The 14,173-nt window shown below is 34.0% G+C and carries 12 protein-coding genes; 5 read left to right on the forward strand and 7 right to left on the reverse strand.

Annotation, left to right across the window (positions count from 1 at the left end):
• Window positions 1-5: 5 nt before the first annotated feature.
• Entirely contained in the window at window positions 6-1,154 is a 1,149-nt protein-coding gene (locus GQ40_RS07210; protein ID WP_047547055.1) for a lycopene cyclase family protein, read from the forward strand.
• On the opposite strand, the gene GQ40_RS07215 is transcribed toward GQ40_RS07210, so the two are convergent.
• From GQ40_RS07215 to GQ40_RS07245, 7 genes are all read right to left on the reverse strand, one after another.
• On the reverse strand, window positions 1,141-1,719 hold the full coding sequence (locus tag GQ40_RS07215; protein ID WP_047547057.1) for a TlpA family protein disulfide reductase: 579 nt from the start codon (window positions 1,717-1,719) through the stop codon (window positions 1,141-1,143). The two genes, GQ40_RS07210 and GQ40_RS07215, sit on opposite strands and share 14 nt — an antisense overlap.
• 145 nt (window positions 1,720-1,864) lie before the next feature.
• Window positions 1,865-4,135, reverse strand: a complete 2,271-nt coding sequence (locus GQ40_RS07220; protein WP_047547059.1) for an aconitate hydratase — start codon at window positions 4,133-4,135, stop codon at window positions 1,865-1,867.
• A 661-nt stretch (window positions 4,136-4,796) separates the two neighbouring features.
• The gene (locus tag GQ40_RS17920) at window positions 4,797-4,946 is read right to left on the reverse strand and encodes a GldL-related protein (RefSeq protein ID WP_410523949.1); all 150 of its coding nucleotides are present in this window, start codon (window positions 4,944-4,946) and stop codon (window positions 4,797-4,799) included.
• A gap of 42 nt (window positions 4,947-4,988) precedes the next feature.
• Window positions 4,989-5,942 carry an AAA family ATPase gene (locus GQ40_RS07230; protein WP_047547062.1) on the reverse strand — a complete coding sequence of 318 codons (954 nt, stop codon included), beginning with the start codon at window positions 5,940-5,942 and terminating at the stop codon, window positions 4,989-4,991.
• Window positions 5,943-5,945: 3 nt separating this feature from the next.
• Window positions 5,946-7,403, reverse strand: coding sequence for a peptidylprolyl isomerase (locus GQ40_RS07235; protein ID WP_047547064.1), 1,458 nt, complete (start codon window positions 7,401-7,403; stop codon window positions 5,946-5,948).
• The gene (locus tag GQ40_RS07240) at window positions 7,366-8,217 is read right to left on the reverse strand and encodes a peptidyl-prolyl cis-trans isomerase (protein WP_316931464.1); all 852 of its coding nucleotides are present in this window, start codon (window positions 8,215-8,217) and stop codon (window positions 7,366-7,368) included. The genes GQ40_RS07235 and GQ40_RS07240 overlap by 38 nt, the downstream gene beginning before the upstream one ends.
• Before the next feature lie 5 nt (window positions 8,218-8,222).
• Complete coding sequence (locus GQ40_RS07245; protein WP_047547068.1) at window positions 8,223-10,160, reverse strand: peptidylprolyl isomerase; 1,938 nt, start codon at window positions 10,158-10,160, stop codon at window positions 8,223-8,225.
• A gap of 304 nt (window positions 10,161-10,464) precedes the next feature.
• Between GQ40_RS07245 and GQ40_RS07250 the strand changes: the two genes are divergently transcribed.
• The 4 genes from GQ40_RS07250 (at window position 10,465) to GQ40_RS17095 (ending at window position 13,971) form a co-directional block, all read left to right on the forward strand.
• Entirely contained in the window at window positions 10,465-10,920 is a 456-nt protein-coding gene (locus tag GQ40_RS07250; protein ID WP_047547070.1) for an SRPBCC family protein, read from the forward strand.
• Window positions 10,913-11,149, forward strand: coding sequence for a hypothetical protein (locus GQ40_RS07255; protein ID WP_047547072.1), 237 nt, complete (start codon window positions 10,913-10,915; stop codon window positions 11,147-11,149). The genes GQ40_RS07250 and GQ40_RS07255 overlap by 8 nt, the downstream gene beginning before the upstream one ends.
• Before the next feature lie 7 nt (window positions 11,150-11,156).
• Entirely contained in the window at window positions 11,157-13,031 is a 1,875-nt protein-coding gene (locus GQ40_RS07260) for a M1 family metallopeptidase (protein WP_047551641.1), read from the forward strand.
• A gap of 154 nt (window positions 13,032-13,185) precedes the next feature.
• Window positions 13,186-13,971, forward strand: coding sequence for an SGNH/GDSL hydrolase family protein (locus tag GQ40_RS17095; protein WP_052184179.1), 786 nt, complete (start codon window positions 13,186-13,188; stop codon window positions 13,969-13,971).
• Window positions 13,972-14,173: the final 202 nt, after the last annotated feature.

Genomic DNA, 14,173 nt, shown 5'->3' on the forward strand with positions numbered 1-14,173 from the left:
TTTTTATGACATTACGTTCCCATTTCGATTATATCATTATAGGAAATGGACTGGCAGGACTTCAATTAGCCTTAAAGTTAACTTCGGAAACGAGCCTTAAACAAAAAACAATAGCATTAATAGACCCCTCAACCAAAGCTATTAATGACAAGACATGGAGTTTTTGGGAGCAAGAACCATCACAATGGAATCATATCATTCATAAATCATGGGAAAAAGCCACAGTCATAACCTCCAAAAAAAACATAGAGCTAAACCTCAAACCATATAACTATAAAACCATTCGTGCCATAGATTTTTATACGGAAGCTAAAGCACAGCTCCAACAAAAGCCAAATATCCAATTTATACTCGATAGCGCAACAGCAGTTATAGAAACCGAAACTCTTGTCAATATAGAAACAGAGACAAACTCTTACACAGCCAACCATGTTTTTGATAGTAGAATTCCTGAAAACTTTTCTTCGGAATCTAAAGATGCCATTTCAATTATTCAGCACTTTAAAGGTTGGGTCATAAAAACCGATAAAGATACTTTTGACGAGAACAAAGTCATAATGATGGATTATCGTCTCAAAGACGGAAATCAGACCACTTTTACCTACGTACTTCCATTCTCTAAAAACGAAGCATTGGTAGAATTCACCTATTTTACAGAGCGTACAGTTAAAGAAGCAGTTTACGATTCATTTATCAAAATTTATATAAACGATTTTTTAAAAACAGAAAACTACTCCATCATAGAGACCGAAATGGGTCAAATCCCAATGACCAACTATGATTTTTCAAAATTCAACACAAATAAAATTACAAAAATCGGTACAGGCGGTGGTTGGGTAAAAGGTTCAACAGGTTATTCTTTTAAGCACACCGAGAAAAAAGTAGCGATAATTATCGATAATCTAAGATCTGGGAATGTACCATCAAAAGGATTATTCCGAAGAAAATATAAATTTTATGATAAGGTATTTTTAAAAGTTCTCAAAGATGAAAACTATAAAGGTGAATGGATTTTCCAACAGTTTTATGATAAAAACTCTGTACAGACCATGTTTCGTTTTTTGGACGAGGAATCTACTTTTGCTGAAGAGTTAAAAATCATGATGTCCCTATTTTCTTGGAGCTTTATCAAAGCTTTCTTTAAAACGCTTTAAGTAATTCATCGATTGTACTTATTACCTTTTCACTGTTCCAGTCTGCAACACCAGATTTATCAATCACGATTTCTCCAGTTTTACTTATGATAAATGTTCTTGGTATTGAAGTTATATTAAATTGTTCGGGATAAGTTGACAAAGGCTGATAAGCTTTAAAAGTATATGATTTCTCATTAATAAAATCTACAATGACTTCAGTTTCTTCATTTGAGACAAATAGAAACACAACGCCTTCATTGTCTTCATACTTCTGATACAATTTGTCAAGGCTAGGCATTTCAGCAATACATGGAGGACACCAAGTTGCCCAAAAATTGATGACGATTACCTTTCCTTCGGCAGAGGAAAAATCGAAATCATTTCCGTTGAGATCACTTAATTTCCAGTCGTAATTTTCGAGTTTTAATCTTTCCGAAGCATCAATAACATTCGGTTTAACTATCATTGCAATTCCTTTTTGTAAAAATACTTGAATGGGCTTTCTGGTTTGAGGTATGATCATTAATGCAATTATTATTATAAATAGGATACTTGAGGTTTTAATTCGTTTAGGTTTTGACATTTCTTTTTTTTTAAATAAGTTTCGGTGCTAATTTTAAAATTTAAGCTTAGAGACTTGTACAGTTTTCACTCTTTAAAATCAAATGTTTTAGTAAATAAAAAAGCCTTTGATTTCTCAAAGGCTCATTTCCGAAGAAATTATTATGTTATGCTGCGTTTTGCTTTTTAATTAAATTTAAAGCAGAACCCTCGTTATACCAATCAATTTGTGTTTGATTGTAGGTATGGTTTAATTTTATAGTGTCTTTGCTTCCATCTGCATGAACAACTTCTATATGAAGTGGCTTATCTGGAGCAAATTCATTTAAATCTATAAAGTTAAATGTATCATCTTCTTGGATCAAATCGTAATCTGACTCATTATCAAACGTTAGACCTAGCATTCCTTGTTTTTTAAGGTTGGTCTCATGTATACGTGCAAAGGACTTAACGATCACTGCAGCAACACCTAAGTGTCTTGGCTCCATTGCAGCATGCTCACGAGATGAACCCTCTCCATAATTATGATCTCCCACAACAACCGATTTAATTCCTTCAGCCTTATAAGCTCTTGCTGTATCTGGCACACCACCAAATTCTCCAGTCAATTGATTTTTAACAAAGTTGGTCTTTTTCCCGAAGGCATTAACCGCTCCAATTAAACAGTTATTAGAAATATTATCTAAATGTCCTCTAAAACGTAACCAAGGTCCAGCCATAGAAATATGGTCTGTTGTACATTTGCCAAAAGCTTTAATTAACAGTTTTGCACCAGTAATGTCATTACCTAATGGCTCAAAAGGTGTCAACAGTTCTAAACGCTCAGAATCTGGATCAACCACGATTTGAACATGACTACCATCCTCTTCTGGAGCTAAGTAACCATTATCATCTACTGCGAAACCTTTTGGAGGTAATTCCCATCCTGTTGGTTCGTCAAGCATTACCTCTTCACCGTTTTGATTGATTAATTTATCTGTCATTGGATTAAAATCCAAACGACCTGCAAGAGCAATCGCAGCAGTTATTTCTGGTGATGCCACAAAAGCATGTGTATTTGGGTTACCATCTGCACGCTTAGCAAAGTTTCTATTAAAAGAGTGAACGATACTGTTTTTTGGTGCATTTTTAGGATCTTCATAACGAGCCCATTGACCAATACATGGTCCGCAGGCATTCGTAAAAATCTTAGCATCCAGTTTTTCGAAAATTTCTAAAATCCCGTCTCTCTCGGTGGTGTATCGAACCATTTCCGATCCTGGATTGATTCCAAGCTCAGATTTCATTTTCAAACCTTTATCCAAAGCTTGTTGTGCAATCGACGAGGCACGAGATAAATCTTCATAAGAAGAGTTGGTACAAGAACCAATCAATCCCCATTCTACTTTTATAGGCCAATCGTTCTTTTTAGCTTTTTCGCCCATTGTAGAACCTACTGCTGTAGACAAATCTGGTGTGAAAGGACCGTTTAATAATGGGTTTAACTCAGTAAGGTTAATATCAATAACCTGGTCAAAATATTGCTCAGGATTTGCATACACTTCATCATCTCCAGTTAAATACTCTTTAACTTTGTTTGCAGCATCTGCAACATCTGCTCTATCTGTAGCACGTAAATAACGCTCCATAGATTCGTCATAACCAAAAGTTGAAGTTGTTGCTCCAATCTCTGCTCCCATGTTACAAATGGTTCCTTTACCTGTACAGGACATTCCTTTTGCTCCAGGTCCAAAATATTCTACAATAGCTCCTGTTCCACCTTTTACGGTTAAAATATCTGCTACTTTTAAAATCACGTCTTTAGGTGCTGTCCAACCAGATAAGGTTCCGGTTAATCGCACTCCAATTAACTTCGGAAATTTCAACTCCCAAGCCATACCAGCCATTACATCTACAGCATCTGCACCACCTACTCCAATGGCAACCATACCCAATCCTCCAGCGTTAACTGTATGTGAATCTGTACCAATCATCATTCCGCCTGGAAATGCATAGTTTTCTAAAACAACTTGGTGAATAATACCTGCTCCTGGTCTCCAGAAACCGATTCCGTATTTATTGGATACAGACTCTAAGAAGTTAAAAACCTCGTTACTTGTACTTATTGCATGTTGTAAATCTATTGATGCTCCATTTTTTGCCTGAATCAAGTGATCACAGTGCACTGTAGTTGGAACAGCAACATTTTTTTTACCAGCTTGCATAAATTGCAATAATGCCATTTGGGCAGTTGCATCTTGACACGCTACTCTATCTGGCGCAAAATCTACATAATCTTTACCTCTTGTAAACGCTTTACTCGGTTTTCCATCCCAAAGATGTGAGTATAATATTTTTTCTGAAAGTGTTAATGGTTTACCAACAATATCACGAGCTGTATCTACACGCTCTGTCATATTAGAATAAACCTTTTTAATCATGTCTATATCAAATGCCATAAGTTGTATTTAAAGGTTGATTATTTGTTTTAAATCCCGAGAATTCGGGTTAACAAAATTACAAAAATTAAAGGAGATTTGAAAATATGTAACAAAATGTGAATAAACATAAATATAAATCAATAAAACGGAAGTAATACAGCATAAAATTAAATTTTTAACATCAAATCATCACTATAATTATTAAATTAACAATTATCTCTTATTTAAAATGGTTCTTAATTTTCGATTTATCGCTAAGATCTGTCATTAGTCTCTCAAAACCTATCTGTAGCAAGTACGACAATAGTAGTGTTACCATAAAATATACAATTGAATAGAGAGTTACTTTTTAAGTTGATCCACTTTCCGAAGAAAAAAACTTTTCATCAATTACATTACTACGGAATTTTGATGATGCGCTTTTGGCTACGAAACGCATATTTAAATTTATGACCGATTTCTTGTATAAGGACTTGTTGGTATATTCTGAATTTATGAATAAGAATAGAAAGTATATAAAAGGTGATTAAACAATAAGAAAAGCACAGACTATGAATTTATTTTTCACCTCCAGACCTTCTGTTAGTCCACCAATGCGAATCAAAGAATAGGAATTAAATTGAGATGTTTTCCGAAGAAAAAGAATTTATGCAATATGCCATTTCTAATGAACTGATATCTATTTAGCTCGATACATTTTAATCAATACAACAATTGCCAATATAATACCAACCAGTTCTAAAAGTGTTCCAAAAGTTAAAATTTCTGAGCCATAAGGCCAATGCTGGATTTTAAAAAGCGAACCTGTTATTGTTGCTCCAATACCCAACAGTAAAATAATACCCGCAGGAATAAGTCGCCTTAAATTTATTTAAAATAAACTTTTGATAATTTGCTCGTCACCTACGCCTTCTGCTTCTGCTTTGTAGTTTTTGATAATTCTGTGGCGTAATATTCCAGATGCTACAGCTTGAATATTCTCAATATCTGGTGAGAATTTACCGTTAATCGCAGCATGTGTTTTTGCAGCTAAAACCAAATTCTGAGAGGCTCTTGGTCCTGCTCCCCAATCTACAAATTCTTTAACAAGATTGGATGCGGTTGATGCTTTTGGTCGTGTTTTACTAACCATAGTAACCGCATATTCTATCACATTATCTGCAACGGGAATACGACGTATCACATTTTGAAAGTCTATAATTTCTTGAGCGGTAAATAATGCATTTACGGTTGCTCTAACATCTGTAGTTGTAGATTTTACAACTTGAACTTCTTCTGCAAACGAAGGATATTCTAAATTAATAGCGAACATAAAACGGTCTAATTGCGCTTCTGGCAAAGGATAGGTACCTTCTTGCTCAATTGGGTTTTGGGTTGCCAGGACAAAATAAGGTAAACTTAATTTATAATGATGACCAGAAACTGTAACAGCTCGTTCCTGCATAGCTTCCAACAAGGCTGCCTGTGTTTTTGGAGGTGTACGGTTGATCTCATCTGCCAAGATAATATTAGCGAAGATTGGCCCTTTTATAAATTTGAACTGTCTATTTTCATCAAGTATTTCACTACCTAAAATATCACTAGGCATTAAATCTGGTGTAAACTGAATACGTTTAAAATCTAATCCTAAAGCCTGTGCGATGGTATTTACCATTAAAGTTTTTGCTAATCCTGGAACTCCTATTAGAAGGGAGTGACCACCAGAAAAAATAGAAATCAAAATTTGGTTCACAACCTCATCTTGTCCAACAATGACTTTGGCTACTTCGGTTTTTAGGGCTTTATATTTTTTTACAAACTGTTCTATTGCAGCAACATCAGACATAAATTATTCTTTTTCTGTTTTTAACCAGTTACTTTTAAATTCGCAACCTTTGTAATCAGCATTGATTTTTACGTACGTATCAAAAATCTTTTCTTCTTGCCACGTTTCAATTGCTTTAAATTGCTTTTCCTGTAAAGCAAGTGCCTTGATTTTAAGATAGTCACGAGCAAAATCTGCGACATGCTCATTAATTCTATCTGTAACGGTTAATATTTTAAATTTTATTGGGTTTACTCGATCCTGGTCCTGAAGAACCAAACTAATCTCTCCATCTTTTAAATCTTGGATTTGACCGTAAAGTTCAGGATCCATTTTTGTAAGCTCAAGACTAGAATCCTGAGTGTATGGGTTGATTAATTGACCACCTTCAAATTTTGTTTCTTTCTCATCACTAAACTCACGAGCAGCATCTGAGAAAGTTAAATCGCCAGACTCAATACGTTCCTTTACATTGGTAATTTCCTCTTTTGCTTCTAATATTGATGCCTCTGTTATTTCTGGACGTAACAGGATGTGTCTGATATCATATTCCTGACCTCTAATTTTTTCCAACAAAATAATATGATATCCAAAATCTGTCTCAAAAGGTTCTGAAATTTCACCTTCCTGTAAAGAAAATGCAACGTCACGGAATTCTTTTACCATTTGAGGGCGCTTACGATTTAACGTGTAAGCACCACCTTTTGATCTTGCAGCAGTATCATCTGAATAAAATACAGCTTTAGTGGTAAAACTTGCGCCATTTTCTATAACATCTGCTTTATATTCTTTAAGTTTTTCAATAACGTTTTGCTTAGCTTCCTCTGTCACTTCTGGGATGACAATAATTTGAGCTACTTTAAGTTCCGTTCCAAATATTGGTAAGGAATCTTTAGGGATACTATTGTAATATTCTCTTACCTCTTCTGGTGTGACCTCAACATCTTCTACAATTTTTCTTTGCATGTCGCCAGCAAGCTTATTGTTTTTGTTGATCTCAAACATTTCTTCACGTAAACTTTGCTCGCTATCTTTATTATAAAACTCTAAAAGCTCTGCCATAGAACCTCCTTTTTCTTCTAAAAAGGCACTGATTTGCTGTTCTATATTAGATCGAATTTCTAATTCGTTCACGGTTATACTATCCTGTATGGCATGGTGAGCGTATAATTTGTCTTCGAGCAATTTTCCGAAGAGTTGACAACGAGAAATATCCTTGATAGATACACCTCTTGCCTGTAATTGGATATATTCTTTATCGATATCAGAATCCAAAACCACAAAATCACCAACTACAGCTGCTACACCATCTACCTTTTTACGACCGCCTGTATTGGTTGTGTCTCTTTGTTTTTTTGATGTATCAACGACATCTTCGATAATTTCTTGTGAGGTAGTTACATGTATAGCAAAAACTGAAAAAATCAGCGCTAGAACCATTGTTTTATTGATAGACTTCAAATTGTTTATTCTTAATTGCATCTTTAGTAATATCTTTTTCAAGTTGTTTGATCAACTCTAATTTTCTTTTATTTATGACAATCTGTTTAATTGTAGGTTTTACGTACTCTAAAGGCGCCAAATCGTTTTGTGAAAGGACGTCTTCTATTTGCATCAAATATAGGTCTAATGAATCTTTGAGTTGTACAAAATTAGATTTTTTTAACAGTTCTTTTTTGTTTTCAGAATTTAATACCGCAATTTTCTCGGTGATTTGAGATGCCTTAATCCATAACGAATCATTTAGTGAATATCCTTTGAACTGCACAGAGATAGAATCTAAAAATTGCTTGTCTTCAATATTGAACCGCTTAAAGCGTTTTATTATTTCATCTTCGTTGATTGCGTTTTGAGGTATTGTAATATATCTAAACTTTACCAGCTCCTCATTAAGTTTAAAGGTTTCTTGGTTGGCTTCATAGACCTCTTTGGCTTGAGTCATGTTAACCGATGTGTCAATACTTTTTTTTACCAAAGCCTCCAAATAAGCTTTTGTATAAAGATCATTCTTGTACTGTTCTACAAGCTTGTTAAAATCGTTTTGTTTTTGCTCAGATAAATTACGTTCCGATCCTGCCAATAACAGTTGTTGGGTTGCCCAACGGTTTATAAAACTACTTATAATTTGTATGCTGTCATTTACAGGTGTTCCCTCTGCGACCAGATCCTTAATATCCTCTTCATACAAATATTTTTCACCAACTCTAGCCACACGTATTCTATCATCGGTTTCTTTGAAAAAGTCGCACGATACAAGCAGTGAGGTGAACAGTATGAAAATTATAAGTTGTCTCAATTTAATTATTTAGAAAGTTGCTTTTTTACACGCTTTAGAGTTTGCTTATCTACACTTACCTTAAAACGATCACGTAATGTCTTTACCCAGTTTTCTTCAATTTCATTTTGGTAATCACTCACCACACTGCCTCTAGCTTCATCCAACGTTTTAGGTTGCGCTGGCAAAAAGGTGTTGACCAAAATCACGTGATATGCCTCATTATGCTCATAAATTTCAGAGACACCTTCTTTAAATTCAAAATCGTTTGGCAAGGTTTGGTTTCCTCTCTCGTAAGTATCTGCTGTAGAAATAACATTTAAGTTTTTATCTTCATTTAAACTTGTCACTATATTTTCTACGGAACTATTTTTCTCTAAATCCTTTTGAGCCTTTTCAATAGCTTTTTCTGAAGCTGAAGATAATATGACAGCTTCTACTCTATCTTTCCAAACATATTTGGAAGCGTTATTTTTAAAATAATTCTCTAAACCTACTGAATCTTTTGAAGCTGCATTCCACACTTCTTTTTCCATAAGATCAAATAATAGTAATCCATCTCTATATTCCTTCAGCACAAATGCAAAATCCTGGTTTTCAAATTCGAGATTATTTTCATGGAACTCCAAAACCTTTTTTTCTAAAAATGCATCATATTCAGTTTTGACCAAAGATTTAAAATCGACAGACCTATTCATATATTTACGCTCAGTTGCCATAAGATAATCTGCAAAATCCTTAAATGTTATTTTGGTATCCCTTATTGAGATAAGTGTCCCCTTTTTAATATCCTCTGGTGTTTTCCATGACTGCTTAAAATAGTCTTCATTAAGAATGCTTTCAATATATGCTAGACCTTCTTTATTTTCCTTAACTTCATACTTATCCATTAATTTCTTGACTAAAGCAGAATTTATTAGTGCAGATCGAGAATCTCTTTTTACTCTATTTTGAAGTTCATTTTTCACTTCCTCAAATGGCTGCACTCCTCTTTTATCAACCAATTTAACAATGTGCCATCCAAAATCTGTTTTAAAAGGTGTTGAAATATCTCCTTTATTATCAAGCGAGAACGAAACATTTTCAAACTCTTTAGAACGTAATTGTCCACCAGTAAAAGGCGCTAACATTCCGCCCTTATTAGAAGAGCTCTTATCATCTGAAAACTGCTTTGCAAGCGACTCAAACTTCTCTCCCTGATTAATCTTATTATAAATTTGATTGATACGTGTTTCTGGATCAACAGTACTATCCTTTTGTTGCGTAGACACCATAATGTGTGATACGGTAACTTCACCTAAAGCTTTTCTCTTATCAAAAACCTTCACAATGTGATATCCAAATTGTGTTCTAAAAGGCATTGATACCTCACCAACAGGTGTATTAAAAGCTGAAGTTTCAAATGGATAAACCATTTTAAAACCACCAAAGTAACCTAGATCTTCGGCAAAAATAGTTTTACCGTCATGGACCTCTTTTTGCACGGTCTCATAACCTTCTTTTATCACTCGCTCGCGTAATTCCAACATTTGGTTATAAACTGCAAGTGTATCTGTAACAGATGGATCTAACCTAATTAAGACATGAGATGCCTTGACATCATTGGTTGTGCGATCATAAGCTTCTATCACTAAAGCGTCTGTTACTTTATTATCAGACATATAGTTTTTAGTAAGTTGCTTTTTATAGTTATTAAATTCTCTTAAGTAATTGGCATCTTCATCTAATCCCAAACGACGTGCTTCTTTTACCTTAAGTTGATAATTGATAAAAAGCTCAAGATATGCATCAACATCTTTTTGGCTCTCATCTTTTACCAAATCTAAATTTTTGTTGTACACTCTAACAAATTCTGAAGCCAATACAGGATCTCCATCTACAGTAAACAGAACATCTTTTTCATTTACCTGGGCTTGTGCACATAATGCGACAAAAAGACAAAGGGTCGTAATTAATGATTTCATATAATATTATATATTTTTTGTTGCAGTATAATCACTCACTATGCCAAAAGAAGGTTTGAAGTGATTATGTTTGTTAAACTATAAATTGATTTGGTATATCCAATTTCAGCAAAAATAAAACAATTAGGATATAAAACAAGTTGGTTTTAATAAACGTTAATACAATCTAATTAGTGTAAGAAAAAGCATCGTATTGCTTTATCTTTTACCGCTCAACTAATATTATGGTTTTTGAACTTTCAATACATTACTATTTTTAAAAATTAACTATCTTTAAATTTGAACAATCCCTCTCAAAATCAAAATGAAATATTCTACCGAAATAAAGGTAAATGCACCCTTAGAAGAATGTATAAAAAAAATGGACAGTGTTGAAAACATGAAACACTGGCAACGCGGTTTGGTATCTGTAGCCCATATCTCTGGAGATTTGGGTCAATTAGGAGCCAAAATGCAACTCACCTTTAAATTAGGAAACCGAAAAATGCAGGTCATTGAAACCATCACCAAGCGTAACTTCCCTAAAGAATTTCATGCCAATTACACCACAAAGTCCATGCATAACGTCCAAAAAAACTATTTTGAAAAAACCAGTGACGGATTCACAAAATGGATTTCTGTTAGTGAGTTCTTTCCTTTAAATTTCATGATGCGCTGCATGCTTTTTATAATGCCAAAAGCTTTTAAAAAACAGTCATTAAAATACATGCAGGATTTTAAAAATTTTGTAGAAAAAGGAACTTCTGTCGCCCATGCGTAAACTTAAACTAATCTGGGATTTTAGAGGACCTGATGCCCTAAAAATCGCTGAGCACCATGAAAAACATCTCAAGGAATTTATCGTTATAAGAAAAACAAACCTCAACATTACAGGATTTCAACAACTTAGTGATGCACATAGCATCGCGTTTATGGTGGTTACAGACGATGAAATGAAACCTGTTAGAGATGCCCTAAAACCACATCGTGGAGAATTATACAATGAATAAAACTTTTATGAAAAAACACACATTTTTATACCTACTCGTTATTCTCATTTTTAACTGCGAATCCGAAAAAAAGAATATGAGCACAACACCTAAATATGTTGAAGAAACACACTCTTTCGCAAAACCTAACAACTCCGTAATTACCCATTTGGATTTGGATATCGTTGTCGATTTTGAACAAGAGATTATTGAAGGTACCGCAACCTATCAAATTTCAAACAATAATGCTTCGGAAATCGTCTTGGACACCAAATTTCTAGACATTATCAGTACCAAGGCAGACGGAAAAAATGTTGACTTCAAGTTAGACGCATTTGATGAACAATTGGGAGAAGCTTTACGCATTCCAATTTCCGAAGACACAAAAACCATAACAATCGCCTATAAAACAACCCATAAAACCGAGGCTTTGCAATGGCTCAACCCGCAGCAAACCGCAGATAAGACCAATCCGTTTTTATTCACCCAAGGTCAGGCGATTTTGACACGCACGTGGATTCCTATTCAAGATAGTCCACAAATTCGCATCACCTATACTGCAAAAGTAAAAGTACCTCAACAGCTCATGGCTGTGATGAGTGCAGAGAACCCGAAGCAAAAATCAAGTGACGGGATTTATAATTTCAAGATGCAACAGCCTATTTCGCCATACCTCATTGCGTTGGCTGTTGGAGATTTTGAATATAAAGCAGTGAGTAACCGCACAGGTGTATATGCTGAGAAATCCATGATTGATAAGGCACAAACCGAATTTAGCGATATGGAAAAAATGGTTGCTGCTGCTGAAAATTTATATGGCGATTACGATTGGGATCAATTTGATGTGATTGTTTTACCGCCAAGTTTTCCGTTTGGTGGTATGGAAAATCCGCGTTTAACCTTTGCAACACCTACCGTTATTGCAGGAGATAAAAGTTTGACGTCGCTTATTGCACACGAACTTGCACATTCTTGGTCTGGGAATTTGGTGACCAATGCCACCTGGAACGACTTTTGGCTTAACGAAGGCTTTACGGTCTATTTTGAAATTAGAATCATGGAAGCGCTCTACGGAAAAGATCGCGCCAATATGATTGCTTTAATTGGGAGGCAAGATCTGGAAGAAGAAGTTGAGGGCTTTAAGGATGAACCTGATATGACAAAACTTAAATTGGATTTAGATGGTAAAAATCCCGATGATGGCATGAACAGTATTGCCTATGATAAAGGCTATCTGTTTTTAAGAACTTTAGAAGAAAAAGTTGGAAGGGAAAAATTTGATGCCTTCTTAAAAAAATATTTTAAAACCAATGCCTTTTCTACAGTTACTACGGAAGAGTTTGTTGACTATCTAAACACCAACCTGCTAGAGCCTAACAACATTGACTTTAAGGTCAAAGAGTGGGTTTACGAGCCAGGTATCCCATCAAACCAAGCAATAATTGTATCCAATAAATTTGAAAATGCAGAACAAACGCTAAAAGAATTTTTAGACACCAAATCTATTGACATTTCGAAAACAAAAGATTGGACGACTCAAGAATGGGTACATTTTATTCGAAATTTCCCAGAAACCATAACTACAGATGATTTAGCAAGATTAGATGAGGCTTTTAATTTTACGAACTCGACAAACTCACATATCGCCATGGTTTGGTACGAGCAAGCCATAAACCATGATTATCATGGCAATAATGTGGATCAAAAAATTGAAGACTTCTTAATACATGTTGGGAGACGTTGGTATGTATCTACTTTATTTAAGGCATTTAAGCGTGCAGATAAAGTGGATGAAGCTTTAGCTATTTACAAAAAATCTAGACCTAACTATCATAGTGTGACAGTTAATACTATTGATGATATGTTGGGTTATGAGGACTTTGAAAGTGGTGGGATGCAATAATTTGAGCAAACTATTAAAATTAATTTTTAGTATCAAACGTCTAATATTATACAATTTGACTTTGTCAAGAAAATAAACGAACTTCGTTTAACAATTGATAAAAAACATTGAAACGATTTTTTATCAGAGCATTGTTTACAATTAAAAAAATAATATGAAAAAACTAATTATAATAATTTTTATACTTCTATTTCATGGTCTATTAATTTGCCAAGAAAACTCTGATATTGAAAAACAATTAAGTCCAATGAACAAAGTTGAAATGGCAGCATTTAAAGATACTATTAATACAAACGACGGAAAACTATTTAAAATTTTGGTTATTGGAAATAGCATTACAAATCATGGGATTTCGGAAACAATTGGTTGGACACATGAGAGTGGAATGGCTGCAAGTAATATCAGAAATGATTATGTACATATAATATTAAAAAAAACAACAGATTTAATGCCAGAAAGAAAAGTTTCAATGAGAATTGCAGGTGGTGCAAGTTTTGAAAGAAATTTTGACACTTTTAATTATAAAAAAATGGATAGTTTAAAAGGTTATAAACCTGATGTTATTATTTTCCAATTAGGTGAAAATGTGTCTTTTGACTCAATCAAAACACCAATTCTCTTTGAGCAAAAGTATATTAAATTAATTAATTATGTTAAAGCTAACAATAAACCTATTGTTGTTTGTACTACGCCATTCTTTCCTTCGTTAGAAAAAAATAAAGTTATCAATAATGTTGCACTAAAGACTAACAGCTTTATTGCAGATTTATCTCATTTAGTATTATTAGAAAAGGAAAATTATTCAAAAAATGAATTGGATTACCCTGGAGATAAAAGTAAATGGAAATCTGGTGGCATTGGAATCCATCCCGGAGATTATGGTATGGAAAATATAGCTTTGCAAATAATGGTTATAATTAAAGCTGCTTTGGAATTGTAAACTAATCATAATAATGCATCATAAGTAAAAACTGTACACAACACCGTATATGATTTATTGCTGGCTTATTGCCTACTTACGAAAGTCCTCGCGGACTTTCTTGGTCGGTAATTTTTACTAAATTAGTTACTGAAACACGCAACTAACCATACACAAAATCGTTAAACGAACACCCAAAAATAAAACCTCTCTAAATTGTTTA

It is taken from the genome of Psychroserpens sp. Hel_I_66, assembly GCF_000799465.1.
Classification (GTDB): Bacteria; Bacteroidota; Bacteroidia; order Flavobacteriales; family Flavobacteriaceae; genus Psychroserpens.